General features: G+C 43.4%; 23 protein-coding genes. 3 read left to right on the plus strand and 20 right to left on the minus strand.

Annotated elements, in window-relative coordinates; all coding sequences use genetic code 11:
• Nucleotides 1-64: 64 nt before the first annotated feature.
• The 4 genes from ACDJ59_RS17970 to ACDJ59_RS17985 form a co-directional block, all read right to left on the minus strand.
• Nucleotides 65-742, minus strand: a complete 678-nt coding sequence (locus ACDJ59_RS17970; protein ID WP_413404619.1) for an ABC transporter ATP-binding protein — start codon at nucleotides 740-742, stop codon at nucleotides 65-67.
• Nucleotides 739-1,869 (minus strand): ABC transporter permease, encoded by a 1,131-nt coding sequence (locus ACDJ59_RS17975; RefSeq protein WP_413404621.1) that lies wholly within the window; start codon nucleotides 1,867-1,869, stop codon nucleotides 739-741. Before ACDJ59_RS17975 ends, ACDJ59_RS17970 begins: the two co-directional genes overlap by 4 nt.
• A 67-nt stretch (nucleotides 1,870-1,936) precedes the next feature.
• The gene (locus ACDJ59_RS17980; RefSeq protein ID WP_413404623.1) at nucleotides 1,937-3,313 is read right to left on the minus strand and encodes an ATP-binding protein; all 1,377 of its coding nucleotides are present in this window, start codon (nucleotides 3,311-3,313) and stop codon (nucleotides 1,937-1,939) included.
• A complete protein-coding gene (locus tag ACDJ59_RS17985) occupies nucleotides 3,310-3,987 on the minus strand; it encodes a response regulator transcription factor (RefSeq protein WP_413404625.1) in 678 nt (225 codons plus the stop codon). The genes ACDJ59_RS17980 and ACDJ59_RS17985 overlap by 4 nt, the downstream gene beginning before the upstream one ends.
• A 293-nt stretch (nucleotides 3,988-4,280) precedes the next feature.
• Here ACDJ59_RS17985 and ACDJ59_RS17990 point away from each other — a divergent pair, with 293 nt between their 5' ends.
• On the plus strand, nucleotides 4,281-5,264 hold the full coding sequence (locus ACDJ59_RS17990) for a cation diffusion facilitator family transporter (RefSeq protein ID WP_413404627.1): 984 nt from the start codon (nucleotides 4,281-4,283) through the stop codon (nucleotides 5,262-5,264).
• 147 nt (nucleotides 5,265-5,411) lie between these two features.
• Here the strand turns inward: ACDJ59_RS17990 and ACDJ59_RS17995 are convergent, their stop codons facing one another.
• The 15 genes from ACDJ59_RS17995 to ACDJ59_RS18065 form a co-directional block, all read right to left on the minus strand.
• Nucleotides 5,412-5,708, minus strand: a complete 297-nt coding sequence (locus tag ACDJ59_RS17995) for an SHOCT domain-containing protein (RefSeq protein ID WP_413404629.1) — start codon at nucleotides 5,706-5,708, stop codon at nucleotides 5,412-5,414.
• 63 nt (nucleotides 5,709-5,771) lie between these two features.
• On the minus strand, nucleotides 5,772-6,215 hold the full coding sequence (locus tag ACDJ59_RS18000) for a hypothetical protein (protein ID WP_413404631.1): 444 nt from the start codon (nucleotides 6,213-6,215) through the stop codon (nucleotides 5,772-5,774).
• 90 nt (nucleotides 6,216-6,305) lie between these two features.
• Nucleotides 6,306-7,160: an MBL fold metallo-hydrolase gene (locus ACDJ59_RS18005; RefSeq protein WP_413404633.1), complete on the minus strand. Its 855-nt coding sequence runs from the start codon at nucleotides 7,158-7,160 to the stop codon at nucleotides 6,306-6,308.
• 151 nt (nucleotides 7,161-7,311) lie between these two features.
• Nucleotides 7,312-7,695 carry a hypothetical protein gene (locus tag ACDJ59_RS18010; protein WP_413404635.1) on the minus strand — a complete coding sequence of 128 codons (384 nt, stop codon included), beginning with the start codon at nucleotides 7,693-7,695 and terminating at the stop codon, nucleotides 7,312-7,314.
• A 441-nt stretch (nucleotides 7,696-8,136) separates the two neighbouring features.
• Nucleotides 8,137-9,108: an aldo/keto reductase gene (locus ACDJ59_RS18015; RefSeq protein WP_413404637.1), complete on the minus strand. Its 972-nt coding sequence runs from the start codon at nucleotides 9,106-9,108 to the stop codon at nucleotides 8,137-8,139.
• 25 nt (nucleotides 9,109-9,133) lie between these two features.
• A complete protein-coding gene (locus ACDJ59_RS18020) occupies nucleotides 9,134-9,550 on the minus strand; it encodes a MerR family transcriptional regulator (RefSeq protein ID WP_091033235.1) in 417 nt (138 codons plus the stop codon).
• Between the two features lie 289 nt (nucleotides 9,551-9,839).
• Nucleotides 9,840-10,367, minus strand: coding sequence for a MepB family protein (locus ACDJ59_RS18025; protein WP_413404639.1), 528 nt, complete (start codon nucleotides 10,365-10,367; stop codon nucleotides 9,840-9,842).
• Nucleotides 10,368-10,438: 71 nt separating this feature from the next.
• Complete coding sequence (locus ACDJ59_RS18030) at nucleotides 10,439-11,302, minus strand: phosphotransferase (protein ID WP_413404641.1); 864 nt, start codon at nucleotides 11,300-11,302, stop codon at nucleotides 10,439-10,441.
• Nucleotides 11,303-11,386: 84 nt separating this feature from the next.
• Entirely contained in the window at nucleotides 11,387-11,860 is a 474-nt protein-coding gene (locus ACDJ59_RS18035) for an NUDIX domain-containing protein (RefSeq protein ID WP_413404643.1), read from the minus strand.
• A gap of 124 nt (nucleotides 11,861-11,984) precedes the next feature.
• The gene (locus tag ACDJ59_RS18040; RefSeq protein ID WP_413409849.1) at nucleotides 11,985-12,425 is read right to left on the minus strand and encodes an HAD-IIIA family hydrolase; all 441 of its coding nucleotides are present in this window, start codon (nucleotides 12,423-12,425) and stop codon (nucleotides 11,985-11,987) included.
• A 41-nt stretch (nucleotides 12,426-12,466) separates the two neighbouring features.
• Nucleotides 12,467-12,721: a hypothetical protein gene (locus ACDJ59_RS18045; RefSeq protein ID WP_413404645.1), complete on the minus strand. Its 255-nt coding sequence runs from the start codon at nucleotides 12,719-12,721 to the stop codon at nucleotides 12,467-12,469.
• 291 nt (nucleotides 12,722-13,012) lie between these two features.
• Nucleotides 13,013-13,876 (minus strand): DUF4085 family protein, encoded by an 864-nt coding sequence (locus ACDJ59_RS18050; protein WP_413404647.1) that lies wholly within the window; start codon nucleotides 13,874-13,876, stop codon nucleotides 13,013-13,015.
• A gap of 142 nt (nucleotides 13,877-14,018) precedes the next feature.
• Nucleotides 14,019-14,465, minus strand: a complete 447-nt coding sequence (locus ACDJ59_RS18055) for a hypothetical protein (protein ID WP_413404649.1) — start codon at nucleotides 14,463-14,465, stop codon at nucleotides 14,019-14,021.
• Between the two features lie 3 nt (nucleotides 14,466-14,468).
• The gene (locus ACDJ59_RS18060; RefSeq protein WP_413404651.1) at nucleotides 14,469-14,963 is read right to left on the minus strand and encodes an NUDIX hydrolase; all 495 of its coding nucleotides are present in this window, start codon (nucleotides 14,961-14,963) and stop codon (nucleotides 14,469-14,471) included.
• 18 nt (nucleotides 14,964-14,981) lie between these two features.
• Entirely contained in the window at nucleotides 14,982-15,368 is a 387-nt protein-coding gene (locus ACDJ59_RS18065) for a winged helix-turn-helix transcriptional regulator (RefSeq protein WP_413404653.1), read from the minus strand.
• A gap of 244 nt (nucleotides 15,369-15,612) precedes the next feature.
• Here ACDJ59_RS18065 and ACDJ59_RS18070 point away from each other — a divergent pair, with 244 nt between their 5' ends.
• The gene (locus ACDJ59_RS18070) at nucleotides 15,613-16,200 is read left to right on the plus strand and encodes an NAD(P)H oxidoreductase (protein ID WP_413409850.1); all 588 of its coding nucleotides are present in this window, start codon (nucleotides 15,613-15,615) and stop codon (nucleotides 16,198-16,200) included.
• Between the two features lie 129 nt (nucleotides 16,201-16,329).
• Here ACDJ59_RS18070 and ACDJ59_RS18075 read toward each other — a convergent pair whose 3' ends face one another.
• A complete protein-coding gene (locus ACDJ59_RS18075) occupies nucleotides 16,330-16,971 on the minus strand; it encodes a FusB/FusC family EF-G-binding protein (RefSeq protein ID WP_413404655.1) in 642 nt (213 codons plus the stop codon).
• A gap of 424 nt (nucleotides 16,972-17,395) precedes the next feature.
• Here ACDJ59_RS18075 and rmuC point away from each other — a divergent pair, with 424 nt between their 5' ends.
• Nucleotides 17,396-18,697 (plus strand): DNA recombination protein RmuC, encoded by a 1,302-nt coding sequence (rmuC, locus tag ACDJ59_RS18080; RefSeq protein WP_413404657.1) that lies wholly within the window; start codon nucleotides 17,396-17,398, stop codon nucleotides 18,695-18,697.
• The last annotated feature ends 19 nt before the right edge of the window (nucleotides 18,698-18,716 follow it).

The raw sequence follows: 18,716 nt of genomic DNA on the forward strand, positions 1-18,716 counted from the left end.
CTTACGTGCTCTGCCCTTAAGCCTTGGAACAGTGTTCTCTCCAGACTCTCAGGCCATTCTCCTTCTAATCCTGCACTAGTTTCCCATTTTCCAAAAAAAGAACCCGGCTACAGAGCGGCAAAATCCGCTCATCATGCGTAACCATCACTGCACTCTTGCCCTGCTCTTTCACGAGCCGTGCAATCATGCCGACAATATCCAGCCCACGTTCCGCATCCAGACTGGCTGTCGGTTCATCTGCGAGCAGGACAGCCGGATCGTTCATCAACGCCCTTGCAATGGCGACCCGCTGACGTTCCCCGCCAGACAGCTTCTCCGCATATGCCTTCCTCCGATGGGTCAACCCCACCGTATCCAGCAGCTCATCCACTCGTTTCTCCGCCTTATTTTTATCCGTTCCGGCGAGCTTTGCGACCACCATCAGTTGTTCTTCTACTTTCAGATACGGAATGAGGTTGGCACTTTGAAAGATAAAACCGAGTTGCTGAAGCCGCATATCGGATATATCTTGTTTGCTTTTGCCCATAATAGAAGCCCCGTCCAGCAAAACCTGTCCTTCCGTTGGTTCAAGAAGTGCGCCAGCAATGGACAGGAATGTACTTTTACCCGAGCCGGAAGGCCCCATTACGGCCACAAGTTCCCCTTCAGCAACCTCAAGATCCAGCTTGTCCAGAATCGTGCGTTTGCTGCCGCCATCTTCAAAGGTCTGTGTAATTCCCTGTAATACCAATCGGTTTCTCATGCTGCTGTCCTCCCAATCGCATCAAGTGCATCAATTTTGGTAACCTTCCACACCGAGAATAACGAACCCGCCACAGACATGAGTATGAATAACACACAGGTCAGAGCAAGGGTGGACAAGCCTAATTGAAACGGCATCGATGCAGGAAGAATGGACTCGAACAGTCGAACCAACAGTACACTAATGACCAGACTACCAACTGACAAGACCAAGACTTGTAACGAAACGCTACCCGCCAGATAACCATTCCGCGTTCCGATGGCTTTTAATATGCCGAACTGACTTGTTTTCTGAATCGTGATGACATAGAAGAATACCGCAAGCACAAACGCCGAGATGACATATAGAAAAGCGATCATCATGAGCAATGATCCCTGTTCTTCCTTATATCCAGGAATAGCCGATACGGCATCCGACTTTGTGATGACTTCCGTATTAGGCATTGCAGTACTCAAGCGGTCTACCTGCTCGCCCCCATCCTTGATAGCAATGGCATTGTACATCGGAGCATTGGCATTGGTGTCCGTTGAACCTTGCGAAGTTCGTGAACTTCCCTGGAGTGCGAGCCATTCCTGTTCATTCAGGAATACCACCGGGGAGTGACTGAAGGACTCATTTTGTACAAATCCACCAACGGTCCACTCCGTTCCCGAAGCTTGATCGACCAAGACGGTACCAATTGTGACACCAGATTCAGACAACTTTTGGTCCACCACAACCTGCCCTTTTGTCTGATCCGTAATCGGAGACCCTTCAGTCACCGTTGGAGCAAGCCAGCCCTCCGGATTAACCATGAACAGCGTGACATCAATCTTTTTTGTGTCGCCGGTTGGACTGACGGTTGTCATTTTCACACCGAGTGGCTCAGCGTTCTCTTGCCCCACCACGGAGCGAGCTTGATTAAGTTGATCCTGATCCACTTGTGACCGGGTGAACCGATGATTCGAATCCTGCTCCAGCACAAAGTGGGTTGCTGCCATATTTTTGACCGAAGCTGCGTTATCATAAGCCAGCCCCTGTGCAAGACCTGTAACAAACAGTACCAGAAATGAAACCAGTACCATGATTGTAGCGATTAAGGCATAGCGCCCTTTGGCATACCTCATTTCCCGAATAGCCAAGTACATGTTCTGTGACCTCCCTCTTGATAACCCAAGTATAGGAGGCGAAAATGAACGGCAAATGAATAACAGATTACATCTGCGGAAGTGTCACGATAAAGACCGTACCCTCTGGCGAACTGGAAACCTCGATTGTACCGTCATGAATTCGGATAATTTTCTGCACAATGGCAAGTCCAAGTCCGGTTCGTCCAGAAGAACGTTCCCTCGCACGATCCACCCGATAGAATCGATCGAACAGGAAAGGTAGATGCTCTGCAGCAATCCCGTCTCCTGTATCCCGAATCTGAATCACACACTGGTTATCCGTCTGCTCTGCGTGAATCTCGATGCTTCTTCCCTGTGGTAGATGGTTCACCGCATTGCCCAATAGATTCATCCAAACTTGCATGAGCAGCACTTCATTGCCAACCAGCTGGATGGACTCGGGCACCGAAATCCGAAGCAATAGTTCTTTTTCTTCCAATTGCCATTGCAACACCTGAACCGCTTGCCGGAATTGATCTCGCAAAGAGAACTTTACTTTGGACAGATCTTCGTTGCCTTGTTCAAGGGAGGACAGGAGAAGCAGTTGTTTGCTGAGCAAAGAGAGATGACGACTCTCCTCCTCAATGATTGATGCATAGTGCTCTCGTTCCTGTTCGGGCAGATCCCGATCCGCCACCAATTGGGCAAAACCCTGAATCGAGGTCAGCGGCGATTGAATCTCATGCGATACGTTGGATACAAACTGCTGCCGCGCCTGATCGACCCTCTCCAATTCACGACTCATGGTCATGAAATGCTGGGCCAGCTGTCCAATCTCATCCCGCCTTGCGGTAGGCAATTTCAAATTATATTTTCCTTGCGCAACGCGCTTGGTCGCCTCGGACAGACGTTCAATCGGATTGACCAGATAGCGGGTACTGATCAGAAAGATCAGGATACTAATACCTATCGTCAATGCTCCAATCAGCGCAAAAAAGATCCGCAGCTCACCGAATTGCAAAATTACATCTGGGCGCATAAAGAGAGCGTAATTGGCATTGCCCAACTGTAGATGAACACCCACGGTATTGCTTAATTGATTATCGAAGAATCCGGTAATGAACGGTTTGCTTGGAAACTGGGCGACGCCATGGTATACCTCACCATTCAACACCAGTTCTACGGCTTGCTTGTCCAAATCTTTCTCTCGAAATTCGCGGCCGTAGAATTGGTCGTTGCCTTTTCCATCCGTCACATAGATTTCGTACCCAAGTGCGGCGGCATTGTTCAAATACTGCTCCATCGTGCCGGGTTGCTGCTCCACAAATTGCTTCATATGCGTCGCGATGCCCACCAGCTTCTCATCATTGAAATCCTTGAGCTTTGTATGATAGTAGATGTTGGACAAAAGAAAACCGAGCATGCCGCTGACCATAATCACCGCAATTGTAATGAGGAATACCCGGACGTACAAGGTCCTCAAGGTGCTTTCACCTCCATCTTGTAACCAATACCCCGCACAGTCTGGATGATGAAATCGTCCGTATAATCGGCAAATCGATCACGCAGCCGCTTGATGTGCACATCAACGGTACGGTCATCTCCTTCGTAATCTGCTCCCCATACGAGCCGAATGAGCTCATCCCGCGAGAACAAACGCCCCGGAAACTGGGCAAGCTGTGAGAGTAATTCAAATTCTTTCATTGGCAAAAAGAGAATGGATTGCCCATCCGTAACTTCCACATTGTTGCGGTCAATGACGATTCGGTTCATACGGATGATATCGCTGGATGTGCGATGGTACCGACGAAATAACGCCTTTACCCGGTAGACCAGTTCTTCAGGTTCAAACGGCTTGGTCACATATTCATCCGTTCCTTTCAGATAACCGTTTCTCTTGTCGGATAGCTGATCTCGTGCCGTCAGCAACATAATTGGAATATCGTAGTGCTGCCGTATGAAATCACATAACTCCAGTCCGTCCATGCCGGGCATCATCACATCGAGGATTGCCAGATCGATCGGTGTTTCTTGCATCAGCTTGACCGCTTCCAATCCATCCTGCGCTTCATGAACCCGATACCCTTCCTTGGTCATGACATGCCGCAGGAGTGCTCGAATATTGGCATCATCGTCTGCCAGCAGCAGATGTTTCATATCGTTGTCCGCCCTTCTATGTAACAAGTACATCTCACTTTGATTCTGCACAGATGGTAGCATAAAAACAAACGCATTAGCTAGTACATACGCGCCGAGACACACCGGTCATGTTTATATTTCCTTAAATCTGGTTGACACTACTATGAGGCGCAACTATAATAAAATCATAACATATGAACAAGCGCTCATATATTCATTTGTAGACGATCAAACATTGCCAAGAATCATCTATATTCCACACTAGAAATCATATTACATAACGGAGCAAGGCTCCAAAGGAGAGGATTTATATGTCCGGACATCATCACGATCAGAACCATGGGCACGATCATGGACACAACCACGCTAACACAACCAATAACAAGAAAGTACTGTTGTTTTCCTTCATTATTATTACCATCTATATGATCGTTGAAGCCGTTGGTGGGTTCATCACCAACAGTCTCGCGCTTATCTCGGATGCAGGCCATATGTTGTCCGACTCCATTGCACTCGGGATCGCTTTACTGGCGTTCACCTTTGGTGAGAAAGCGGTGAATACTGGCAAAACGTACGGATACAGACGCTTTGAGATTTTGGCTGCTACGTTAAACGGAATTACGTTAATCGCCATTGCACTCTACATTTTCTACGAAGCGATTGGTCGTTTTATCAACCCGCCAGAAGTCGCAACCGTAGGTATGTTAATCATCAGCGTCATTGGATTGCTCATCAATATTCTGGTGGCCTGGATCATGATGCGTGGTAGCGATACAGAAAATAATCTGAATATGCGCGGGGCTTATCTCCATGTCATCAGTGACATGTTGGGATCGGTTGGGGCCATTGCGGCAGCACTGCTCATGATGTTCTTTGGCTGGGGTTGGGCCGATCCACTGGCGAGTGTAATTGTCGCGGCGTTGGTATTACGAAGTGGGTTCTATGTCACCAAATCATCCTTGCATATCTTGATGGAAGGCACTCCAGCCAATGTCGATGTGAATGAACTGGTGCAGACCATCAAACAAGTCGATGGCGTCAAAGGCGTTCATGATGTGCATGTCTGGTCCATTACCAGTAACTTGAACGCGCTGACCGCACATATCGTGGTGGATGGAACGATGGATGTCTATGCATCCGAGATCCTGGTTCAGAAGATAGAACATATGCTGGAACATAAAGAAATCAAACATGTAACGCTCCAAGTGGAGTCCGAGAAACATCTGCATGACACCTCGGTATTATGTACGGTCAAAGGCGACGCACCAGATGCTCACGCACATCATCACCATTGAGATGAGTAACAAATATTAGTTGCTTCTAAATGAAAACAGGGCAGATTCCCCGGTAAAGGGAACGCCCTGTTTTTATTTTCCTAAGTTCAGCTTTTTGGTATGAGTAGAAAATAGAATAGCCTTTACCTAACCGCAGCGGGCTCTGGACTACTTGTATCTGGAGAGTAATTTCTCTTTCTTTTGATCGAATTCATATTCTGAAATAATATTTTTTTCTTTTAAGTCACCTAGCTGAAGCAGTTGTTCATGAACATTCACAGGGGTCTTTTTTCTCTTGCTTGATATGATCAAGGCTAGAATTGAGAAAAGCAGACCATACAGGACACCCAAAATCCCCAAACCTGCCGCTACCTCCGCACTTTCTTGCGAACCATCTATAAAAACTACGATTAATAAAAAATTGAGTACGAACCCAATAAGGCTAACGATTGATAATACTTTCAATGAATATTCCTCCTAAATGTTATGTATGTTCTATTCAAACTTCAGGAAAGGTCGGTCAGAAGACTAAACATCAACCTCGTCCCAGTTTATAATGACGTATCCAAGCTGAAACAACAGGATGACAATATAACTGATATTGATTCTTAAACTGGTCTTAACTTTCTTGATCTGATCCAAGAAATCTTCTTTGTTCATTTTTCCGCGTTCCAGCTTGGACTTCATCCTTTGTTTTTCTTTCCATAACAGCACCATCTCGATTACACCAAATACACCCCATGCCAACGGATATACCAGTAACACTGCATTAGCAACTGACAACAGCATAAGGGCACCTTCATCCAAACCTTTCTCAATTCCTAGCTTAAAGCTTACATTCACACTCAAAGTCAAAACGACTAAACCAAAACCTATAAAACTTAAATACGGTGTGAATCTGAAGCTTCGCAATACTACCTCTCCTTTCGGATAATAGAACCCTAGCACATATGCCAGGGCTCTTCGATTCAAGCTCACATTCTCTTTAAGGATAACTTTGACCTTATAAACCGCATAACCAATCTAAAAGTCACAGTATTTAGTTACTTTCGAACTGTCCATCTATTTCTTCTGTGCCTGTAACAGTTGATCATTAACAAATGCCTTCAAGAAGAAGAGTTCATTCCCATTAGGCTCCCGCAGCTGTTCTTTTTCAAAAGATGTTATCGCCTGCTCCAAGAATGTAGATGTCACCGCTCTGTTACTGGTAGTAAGCTCTCTCCAGAACACATCCATCTCTTCCCGATCACAGATGGATTCATGACCTAACAAGAAATGCTCCGCATCATACATTTGGATATCTTGTATCATGGGGTTTAGCAAGGATTGCTTAAAATGAAACAGTTTATTCTTTGTTGTTCCATAAGGACTATCTCCGAGAAAAATAGTCTTCTCATCAGGAATATAAACAATCGTTGAATCATCGGTGTGCGTACTTTGAATCCTCTCCAGCATACAGTGCTTGTTCCCCAGATCAATCTGGAGGGAATCTTTAAAGACGATACCGGGCTTATCTAGTAGAAATGATTCTCTCCTCGGGATTTCCGCCTGTATAATTTCCATACAATGTGCGCTGATTATATCGGCATCTACATACTCACGAAGTGACTGATCATCAAATGAATAATCTCTCCACTCGTTCAACCGCTGTTCTGTCAATCGATTAACGATGATCGTCGCACCGAATTCATTCATTCCCAAAAAATGATCCCAATGCGCATGAGTAATAACCACATACTGAACGGGCGGCACATCTAAGCACCGAATCTCCTCGATAAAGTCTCTGGCATGTTGAACTGAATTTCCACCATCGATTACCAGACTATGTTTTTCCCCACACACCAAGCCTAGTACCGGTCTTTCTCTATCATTATCGTTGGACATATAATAAATGGAATCGCTTAATTGATTTAACATGTCAATTCTTCTCCTCTATATGATTATTTTTCATATCATAGGCAGAGAAAAACCGCATGATTATTCAAGCAAATACATGGATTTTTCTCCGTTTATGGATTCACCAATGGAATCACCTCTTTCAATCTGTAATAGATATTTAAATGTTATTTTATGTAATGGCAATGATTATACTCGTTATCAGCATCAACAACGTTACGGGCGCCCAAATTCTTCGTTCCCATACACTTCTCGTGATCAGATTTAATATGGTCCCAAGTACTAGATACGCGACGATAAACCAGATCGCTGTCTCTGCAAAAAAAGACCACTGAGGCCAAAGCAATCCTGCTTTACTCAGAACAACAATCCCCATGAATGCCAAAATTGCGATCTGAACTATGCAGGCAAAACGCATGGATACGGGGTATTTCCCGGGAAACTTCCCACCCATGGCATACTCTCCCCAGGGCACACCTACACCCAACGCAACCTGAAACATAATAACGATCAGAATCAAGACGGTGAATACGATTGCCGATGTCAATACAATCATGACCACACTCCAGTATTCAAAGTGGTAGTAGAATCACTCCCACAATAGGGATACCTCATTTTCCAATCGTAGATCCTTCATTCTCTACAGAAATGCAAAACTGATTGTTCTCTGAATTATACAGGATATTCCACTAAATCATACTTTCTTTTTTGCCTTTTCAACTCCCCTACCTGTCCGCTATCAACATTCCGCAAGGTCCTACACTCTTTAACCACAGTAACATTCAATAAGTTTGTAACATAAGAATCTCACCCTCGCAAACATCGTACAATCTTCATAAGATCTATGTAATCCACCCAGTCTTTCAACATTTGTGTCTCTCGATTGGAAATGAATACAAATAGAGACTTTCACTAAAGGAGAGTCTCTATCTGTATTCTATACTTGTATTTTACTGAGCAACTACTTCACTACTAATAATAAGTTATAAGGACATTTTTACCCATTAAGCTGAGTCATCATTTCTTTCATATAACGTGTTCCATGGACCTCATGTTGAGGGCTTACCTTTTCAATGCGAGCTAAGTCATCAGGTGTCAGTTCAATCGTTGCAGCGTTCGCGTTTTCCTCCAAATATTTGATTCGTTTCGTTCCCGGAATCGGTAATGCGTTATTAGCCATTGTCCAAGCCAGAACCAATTGTGCAGGCGTACAACTCTTCTCCATGGCGATCTCTTTGATTTTATCCACAACTTCTATGTTTTTGGCAAAATTGTCTCCTTGAAACCTCGGCATATATCTGCGCAGATCATTAACATCCAAATCTTCGAATTTCCGTATCTCACCTGTGATAAACCCTCTGCTTAATGGACTGTATGCAATATGAGTAATATTCAATTCTCTCGCAGTCGGTAGAATCTCGTCCTCAATATCCCGGCTCCACAGGGAATATTCGCTCTGCAATGCAGAGATTGGATGAACGGCGTGTGCACGGCGTAAAGTGGAAGCCGATGCTTCCGACAAGCCAAGGCAGCGGACTTTCCCCTCTTTAACCAAGTCAGCCATCGCGCCAACGGTTTCCTCAATCGGAACCTGAGGATCTACCCTGTGTTGGTAGTACAGATCAATATAGTCGGTGTCCAGCCTGCGAAGACTTGCTTCTACAGCCTTTTTCACGTAATCCGGATGACCATTCAACGTTTCATAGTTTGGGGTATACGCAAATTTGGTAGCAATAATGGCCCGCTCCCGACGTCCTTTCAGCGCTTTCCCCAGTAGTTCTTCATTATGACCATTACCATACACATCAGCTGTATCTAGCAGTGTAACGCCAATCTCCAGCGCGTGATGGATGGTCTTGATTGACTCCTCATCATTGGTTTCCCCGTACATCCCGGGAGACATGCCCATAACTCCCAGTCCAATCGAAGATACGACGATATCGCTATTTCCCAGCTCTCTTTGCTTCATCTCTTCATCTCTCCATCCGTTAATATTAGTCTTTACCGATGCTTTCCATTTGGTCTAGCAACTTACTCTCTGAAGGAAGCTTTCCTGTCTCTATGTCTTCATAGATCGTCAATTTGTTATTCACCGCTGCAAGTGCTTCGGCAATTTCAAGTTGTCGGCGATGTAATTCCTCTTTGTATTCGTGAAGGATCGCTTTCCGTTGTGGAATCGTTGAATCCCCGTCCAGTGCCAGACTAACCATATGTTTCAGTGTAGATACTTTCATACCCGTTGCCCGGAAACAGGACATCAGTCTCATCCAATCCAGATGTTCTTCCTCGAACATCCGATTTCCATGTTGATCCCGTTGAATGTAAGGGAGCAGTCCCTCCTTCTCGTAGTAACGAATTTTATGTGCAGGACAACCCAGCCGCTCCGAAGCTTCTTTTATCGAGAAAGCCATAATGCTGACTCCTCCTTTATGTTCATTTTTGGATGCATTTAGCTGGTTCTTTTACATCCTAAGGCTTAATGTTCACATTAAGGCAAGCACAATTTCAAAAAAATTAAATGAATTGACGTTCACTATTTTTAACAAATGGAGGACATAACACACGCTTCAGTACTGGGAAGTAACGATTAGAGGAGATATGCCGAAAAGGGTGAAAGCTGGAATTCAGAGGAGAAGAGTTTGGAGATGCCGGCTACTGTTTCGCTTACATCAATCGTTGAGTGCCATAAAGTACTCGGGCTTAATCACAGTTCAATGGTTCGGTAAAAGGTACTTCCAGGAAGTAGTCCAGCTGCCATTGCTGCGTTTTTAAAGCCTGCTTACTTGCTGGCTTGTCCCAAGGCGGATATACACGTATGGCCCGCTTGCCACCTTTTCCTTGATCCGATATGATATCTCGCTGTAACAATACATTCTTCGGAAATACAAATTGACCAAAGTGGCTGCCTGCGCGCGTACTAATGACATACACATCTGCTGGATCTGATCCATCATATGGCTGTGTCGTTCCATCCTCACTCCGCTGCCATAGGGTAACAAATTGTCCGATCTTGGTTGGCATGGTTTTGGCGACGCGAAATCGAATGGAGAGAGAATTTATGGTGAACACATATGCACCATATTCAGCATTTTGCGCTTCTTCATATGGTTGTGAGCATACAAAGCCACACTTGTCATAGATAAGTTCTTTACTGGCAAGTAAGTCGCCATGAAGTACATCGGAGGTCGTCCAAGCATTCAGACGATTCAAACTACTTTTGTTATCCAACTTGTGATATCTCTCCTGTGTTGTATAGTCTGAACTAAGGCATTTGCGATAGCTGTAAAAAGTTTGTTAGTTCAAAATTCCTGACATAATTGCTTCCATTCATGCCAAGCCTTCAAATACTCAGGCAGATCATCAGGATGATGCTTGTTGCTCAGCCCAATTCGGCAATATAGATGGACCAGAGCTTCCTCTATCAATCTGGATTTATCCATATCTACTTGCTCTAAAAGTTCGAACGTAGCAAATAATGTTTCGGTGTTGATATCATCTGCCGAGGAGCTAAACGCATACAAGAAATCATAGAGGATAGGTCCAACCATTGGAGATGGGTCAATAACGCCGATGAGTTCATTTCGATCATATACAAAATTATGAACCCCCGTATCGCCATGTAAAAGAAACTTTTCTTCTTCCTCATGAAAAAGACGATCCACTTTGGATTGAACCAGATTATAATCATCTGTCGTTAAAACACTTCCGATATTCATCTTTGCTTCATGAATACTAATCTGATTGAATTCTTTCCATGTCCTCTGTGGGAACTCTATTCTGCCCCATGATTTCGTATCTGTAGAACGCACATATGTATTGAATAACTCTTTCACCAGACGAGTTAACCAGTCTCTTTTCTGACCCCGGTTGAAATGGGTCGTACCTTCCATATACGTATAAATAAAATAAGTGTTATCCGAATCAGTCAACAAAACTTCAGGCAATAACGGAGAATTCTTATACGTGTCCAAAAACTGTTGGGTAATGTGAATCTGCTCGCGTTCATCGGATTTCAGAATATAATGCTTATTCAGACTTGTACTCAACCGATAAACACGTCCAGCTGTGGTACCTGACAAACTTTGAATTTCAGTGATTTCTTCGTTGATATGATGCATCTTGAATAAGTTATTGATCTCATTAATCGTTGGATTAATTAACATATGGTTCTCCTCATATAACTAGGATCTGAATTCATTTGGTAAACATAAGTTAAGGTGAGCATTAAGCTCCAACTCCACGCTGAATTATCTTTCAAAATGCGCCCGTTCCTCTTGGTTGGAACTAAAAATATAATCTGGGTACTGGTTTGCCATGGGTGGAAGCTGATCCTCGGGGAAAAACTGCAAATCCTTCATCTCTTCATTATCGGGCGTGAGTTGCCCGGATTTGATCCTGCATTCAAATACGATAGTCAAATATTCGACCTGATGACCATTACTGTATGTAAGCCGTCTTGCTTCACCCCCGTATACTCCGATAATCTTCTCGGGTTCAACAACTAGACCTGTCTCTTCCAGTGCCTCTCTAATCATCGCTTGAGCCGGTGTCTCACCAAGCTCAATTGCTCCAGCAATCAACCCCCAGGTTGATTCGTTATGTTTACGACCGAACAGAATCTCTCCGTGTTCATTTCGGATAATCCCAGCTACACCCGGCATAAAAATAAGCTCGTTGCCGATCTTGTCCCTCAGGTTTTTGTAATAGTCTGACATGCCCATACGGGTCTACCTCCTGTCTTTTATTTTCTGAATTCTCTTCCATGAATGATCCATTGTACGGCATCCCAAATATCCTCTGAGATATAATCAGGTTCGGTCTCCGTCCATTTGTCTCTGAATTTGGTTAATGAAGATTCCCCCATCCTGTTCTCAGCATGATCTTGGTCGCTCCTACGGCATGGGCAGCAAGCATGTCTGTATCTCCTACATCTCCAATAACGATGCATTTGGATAAATCCAGACCGAGTTCCTCTGAGGCCTGTAATAACATTCCGGGTTTAGGCTTTCTGCAACTGCATTCTTGCTCATGCGGACATATATAGGAGTGATCGAATCCGTACTCGCGAAATTGCTCTTCAAAATCCTCAACACTTGCTTCTCCACGTGAGATTCGATATTGATTCGTAAAAGCCAGTACCATAATTCCTTCTCGCTTTAAATGCATAATTGCTTCTTGAGCATTGGGGTATAATCTGAAATCTCTCGGATGAATAAAATGACCTGTACCACCAAATGTTCCATCTCTGTCTATAAAAACAGCTTGTACGTTCACCTGTGGGTTCATCAAGGTCCGTTCCCTTCTCAGAAAAATTTCAAGGTGTTCATCTATACTTTCTCATCGATAATATGCTTGCTACCATCTTGCTGCTTATGGTGTTGCAATTTTTTAATTTCAGTTTTCAGATAGTGTACTTCTTTGATTAATACATCCAGCTTTTTCGATGTTTTGGATGAATCTATCGCATACCGTACAATTGCAGCAAAGATAAGAACGACAATTAAACATATAATTGAGATCACTAAAGTCCAGATAAATTCAAAAATGGTGTCCAACTCCTTGCTGTCAAAATAATAAGTCATAAAACTCTTTCGAAAACCAAAACCATATGATCCCTAGTATAACCATTATGGTGCCTAGTACTTTTAATATTATTTCGATATGTTTAGGGATATCACTATTAGGTGGGTTATCTTCAAACTCGTAATTCGGTTTAATTTTTCGATATCTCATCAGAACAAATATTTTGTATAGAAAATCAGGAAAGAAGTAACATGCAATGCCCACGACAAATACGGGAATAGATAAATAACCAAAGGTACTGGTGGTCCATTCCATCTCTATTCCCTCCATATTCATCCTCTTGGCCTCTCTCATTCTTCCTCTACGAGAATATCAGCACAGCGAACAATTAATTCAGGCATATTCTCTCCCTCAAATAAAACATGAAGCTCATATCCGTTATCGATCCGATACAGCTCTTGATACAGCCAGTAACTGCCTACAATCCCACCGTCTTGCTTGATGATTTCGGGTGCAACCAGCGTAAGTTTATTTATATTGGTGAAGCCCCCACGGGTGTCAAAACGAATGACCACCTCATCACCCGTCAGCAGTTCTGTCACTGTACAATCATGGTATTGAATCCGCCCATGTATTTCATCGGAAATATCCTGTGCCATCATCACTTCTCTAAATTCTTTCGATATGCGTTCCATTTTTCTTCTATTCTCTGCACTCTGTTTATTCAGCTGGAGCATAACTTCTCTCGTGCAATAACCCAACGTAAAGACACGGATATCCGCAATTTGTTCAACGATTTCCTGTGGCAAATTCTCCGCCTTGTATTGAAAATTCCACTCCATCGATTCTTTGTACTCTTCCTTACATTTCTTCTCATCAAAAGGAGGGCGTACATCATATTCTGCAATGAGTTTCTCGATATGCGCTCTTTGTTCCGGCGGCATGTGAAAAACCATTTGATCCTCTTCTGTCACTTCTTCTCCGCTAAAGGCTTTCTCTACACGAGTCATGACCTGACCATTATGCTCCAGCATGAAACGTGGGTCCAAGTTATATAGCTCTCGCTCCTGCTTCACATGTGCTTTTTCCTTTCTTTTATACAGCCTTAAAAATAGATTCTCATCTGACTCGTAAGCTCCGTTATGTACTCTTAAACCAAAATGAAGATGTGTCTGCTGACAAAGCTCATACCATTCTTTTGTTAGATATTTCATATGCATCTCTCCTGCTGATTTATAGAATCTACTTTGCTATTGAAGCATAGACCTGATCTCGTTAGAAACTGCTCTATTGTTTGCATCGCTACGCCTCCAAAATCCTCAGCCTCAACGATTCCTTATATTCACAAACACTGTTCTACCCCAAGGTTTGAAAAAATTTATGTTTGATCTCTTTGTTGTTTCGCGCCGCCCATTCATGCACAGCTTCTACGCCTGCGGACTCCTGACCTCGTTGAAAGTAAAAACATAGATCCATCGGCACTAACCGTTTACCATAGAGTTTGATGCCAATCCGTCTGTAATTCATATAAATACACTCAATCTGAGATGCATCATATCTCTGATGTTTCATAGAAATCACATGATCGCTTTCCAGCGTAATACTGGGTTTAGTGAATAACAAACGCCAGAGCAGAAAAACGATATAACCGAGAATAAAGGTCAATATAACGATCAGGAAGTACTTCATAATACCATTTTCATCATAAATAATATTTCTGAAAAACATAGCTTCAATAACCAACATACATAATAGGCTCAACCATGCTCTTGGATAAATCGTCTTGTATGTGATGAGTTCCACCTCCTAATTATTCTCTTCATTAATCCGAAGCCACTCGGAAGGGGCTTTTCTGGCAAAATGCTTTTCAACAAAATCCAAAATGTTATCAATCCCAGGCAATGCCGCATTTTCTTTGGCTTCGTCAAACGTCATCCATTGGTACTCGGTATGTTCATGATTTAACCGGACAACCTGGCTTTCATCCACGTATCCTACGAATACGGGAGCGGTATAGATATACTCCCCCATGGGTGAATAATATTGTTCGAATTGATTGCCAGAATACAACCGGACTTCCGTAATACCTGTTTCCTCATGAACTTCTCTGAGTGCAGCTTCCCATGCCTTCTCGCCCTTTTCTATACCGCCGCCAACATAACACCACTCCTTATGCAACATACGACCAGCCCGCTTCAGCATCAGTACAAGGTATTGATCGAGGCTTTTCTTCAACAGAACTACAGCCACGCCTTCACAACGAATGGGAACTACCTGTTTCACGTGCTCTGTACCATCCACCTTCTCGTGCCCCTCTCTTCAACTTTCCTGAGAATCGAAATCCTCCAAAACCTTAAACTTATTCCCGTGGATTTTGTCCAGATGCTCTTCTCCCCAATAACATAGATGGTCCAGGGCGGGCTTGAGTCCCCAGCCGTAGTCCGTTAACTCATATTCCACTTTGGGAGGTACCTCTGAATATACCTTGCGCTGTATGATCTCATCCTTTTCCAGACCTCTGAGCTGTGTTGTCAGCATCTTCTGCGTAATGTCCGGTATTAACCGCCGAAGCTCCGACGTGCGTTTCCGTCCTGTCATCAAATGATAAATAATCAAAGGTTTCCACTTCCCACCCATTACTTCCAAGGCCGCTTCCACGCCAACTTTATATTTTTTTGGAGCACTCGTTTCTCCATGTTCTGTCATTCTGAACCCCTCCATAATCAGGCTATATCAAGGTGAATCATCATCTTTTTGTTGCTCTTCTTTCCATTATTTGAGCCTATTTCGAGGCATCCATTTAGGGTACTTTGATGTTCCTATGGCACTTCATTCTTCCTATAGAACATCAAAGTGCGTACTTCCAGATGTTTTCATACCTGTTTATAATAGCATCAGCCATTGATTTATGGCTACAAGACAGGAATGCAGAAAGGTAGTGAAAGTTAAGATGAACGTACTCGTTGTAGTATCCCACCCGAGAAAGGATTCCCTGACCTTCCAGGTAGCTCAACGTTTTGCACAGGGTCTTACCGATGCCGGTCACGGTTATGAGATATTGGATTTGCATGGAATTGGCTTCGACCCAATTCTCCGAGAGATGGATGAACCGGACTATACCCAAGAAAATCAGGTGTTCTCGCCTGAGGTTGAAACGGAGATGAAGCGGTTGAAGAAGCACGATGCTGTGGCTTTTGTGTTTCCTCTCTGGTGGTGGCATCTGCCAGCCATGTTGAAAGGCTATGTGGACCGTGTCATGAATAAAGGATTTGCCTATGGCACGAACAAACTTCCTCATCAGCAGATATTGTGGATCGCTCTTTCGGGCGTGACGGAAGAACAGATGCATAAGCGCAACTATGGGCAATCGATCACCAATCTGCTCAATGTGGGTATTGCCGATTACTGTGGCGTGTCCCAATCAAGGGTTGAGTTTTTATATGATACGTTGGAATCCAAGCCTGAGCATTATGAGGCACTGCTGAAACATGCACATCACTTGGGACTGAACTATGCCAACGATATTCCGACTCCATGATCGTATGAGAAAAAAGGTATGACCCGAATATGAATTCTGAAGTTTAGTGGTAAGTTCAATGGCGAATCACTATGCTTGAACACGGCAAAAAGGTCGCTCCGAAGAGCGACCCTGCCTGTGTGTCTTGCATTATTTTACTGTCGAGAGAAGAAACTTCTCCAGCATAGTGATATCGGTAATACTATGGTTGCAAGCTGTGTTATCCGTGCATACGTACTGAGCAATGGAAGAAAAGTTGTCTGGCGAATGAGCCTTGGTCTTCACGTTGAAGAATCCAAGCTCCTGATGACGATGACAGAACATGCAGTACCCTTTTTTGTTCGTGGGTGTAATCCGTCCCTCAATACCAAGAAATCTGCCTTCGTGCGGGTACACGATGAACAAACGGCTCGTCGCAATGTCGGTCCATCTCAGATAGGTTGTGTGTGCGTAATCGATGGATTCGAGATCGGGCACTTTGAGCTTTTTGGCCTTTGGAAACAGCTTTTGAATCTGCTTTGCCGATACTTGCGGATATGGAATCAGATATGATTCAAGCTGATTCAGATAGGTCTGCAACTCATGTGTCTTCTCATACGTGGATAACTGCTCCAGCAGTTGCTTTTGTTCCGTCGTCAGATCATTGAAGATGCCAACGGCATTCGTGCTGACGGTATAACGGACCGTATCCAATACCTTGGGGTCCACGACCGAGCGTAGCGTTTTGAGCAGGAAATCAGCTTGTTTTTGAATATAATTAAATTGATGATTCTGAATAAATGGTGTTTGCATGGCGTTCAGCCCCTTATTTTTATTGGAAGAACAAATAAGGTGCAAAGCCTGCGGGATGTAACATTATGTTGATGTTGATTCCAGGGCAAACAATCTCATTTTGTCGCGCCCTACACAAAGTCCGCCCCTATTCAGGCTTTGCATAAGGCTTTCTAGCGAACGAGCAATCCGGCATTATCCATATTGCCACGTCATAACCCCCAATACGATAGATATACAGGAATTATAGCAGGACTGAGTGCATGACTACAATAAGAGTGTTCATCACTCGCTCTTAGATGTCTCGATAATTAAAATTTAGAAACGCGATTATGCTCAGGGTTAATTCCAACAAAAAAGAAGGATTTATACAAAAAGCGACGAAAAATGTAAGAGTAATAGAGGAAAGACAATCAAGTTAATCTAAGGAAAGAAGGAAAACTGTATGCAAGCTGCCCTTTTAGCTTTAAACGTGATCATCTTGTTAGGGATTGTCGCCCTTTACTTGAGAAAACAGAATGGGAATTACCTAAACGAACTTAGGACGGAGTTAGAGAAAACAAAAGAAGACGTACGAAGGTTGCTTGTAGAACAAGCCACTCAGAACCGACAGGAAGCGAATGTAGCAGCTAAACTGAATCGAGAAGAGCTTGCTAAATCAATTGGAAACATGAATCAATCACTAATTAACAACATTGGAGAAGTTGCCTCCCAGCAAAAGAATCTGCTAGATAGTTTTTCGAAAAGATTGTCGGATATGACCGCAATGAATGAAACCAAACTGGAGCGAATTCGTGGAACTGTTGAAGAGAAGTTAGTTCAGTTGCAGCAGGATAACAACCAAAAGCTTGAGCAAATGAGAGCCACAGTCGATGAAAAGCTACATGCAACTCTAGAACAAAGATTAGGGGACTCCTTCAAACTGGTTAGTGAACGATTAGAGCTTGTACATAAAGGTCTTGGAGAGATGCAGACTCTCGCTAATGGAGTTGGAGACTTGAGGAAAGTTTTGACTAATGTCAAGACAAGAGGCACACTAGGCGAGCTACAATTAGAGAATTTATTAGATCAAACACTAACGGTAGAACAATACGATAAAAATGTAATAACCAAAAAAGGCAGCAATGACCGGGTAGAGTTTGCAGTTAAAATTCCTGATAAGAATAATAAAAATCAAATTATACACTTGCCTATTGATTCCAAGTTCCCACTCGAAGATTATCATCGACTTCTGGATGCTTATGAGGAAGGTAACAGCCAAGCTATCAGCGAAAATACTAAACTTCTGGATACTAAAATTAAAAATGAAGCCAAGTCCATTCGAGATAAATACATTGATCCACCGAACACGACTGATTTTGCCATTATGTTTTTGCCTATTGAAGGACTCTTTGCCGAAGTTTTACGTAAACCTGGACTTTGGGAAAGCATTCAAAGAGAATACCGAGTCGTTATTGCAGGTCCTACTACGTTGACTGCTGTTCTGAATAGTCTACAGCTAGGCTTCCAAACTCTTGCTATCCAAACACGTTCTAGTGAAGTCTGGCAGGTACTTAGCGGGGTTAAAACAGAGTTTGGGAAATTTGGCGATATTCTTGATAAAACGCAAAAAAAATTACAAGAGGCTAGTAACCATATTGATCAAGCTTCAGTTCGAACCAGAGCTATTGAACGTAAGTTAAGGAACGTTCAAGAGCTTCCTAGCGCAGAGTCTTCTCAAAATCTTTTGGAAGCTGTCATTGAATAAGGTACTTAAACATTAAAAT

Origin of the sequence: Paenibacillus amylolyticus (assembly GCF_047302515.1) — a bacterium.
In the GTDB taxonomy this organism is placed as follows: domain Bacteria; phylum Bacillota; class Bacilli; order Paenibacillales; family Paenibacillaceae; genus Paenibacillus; species Paenibacillus amylolyticus_G.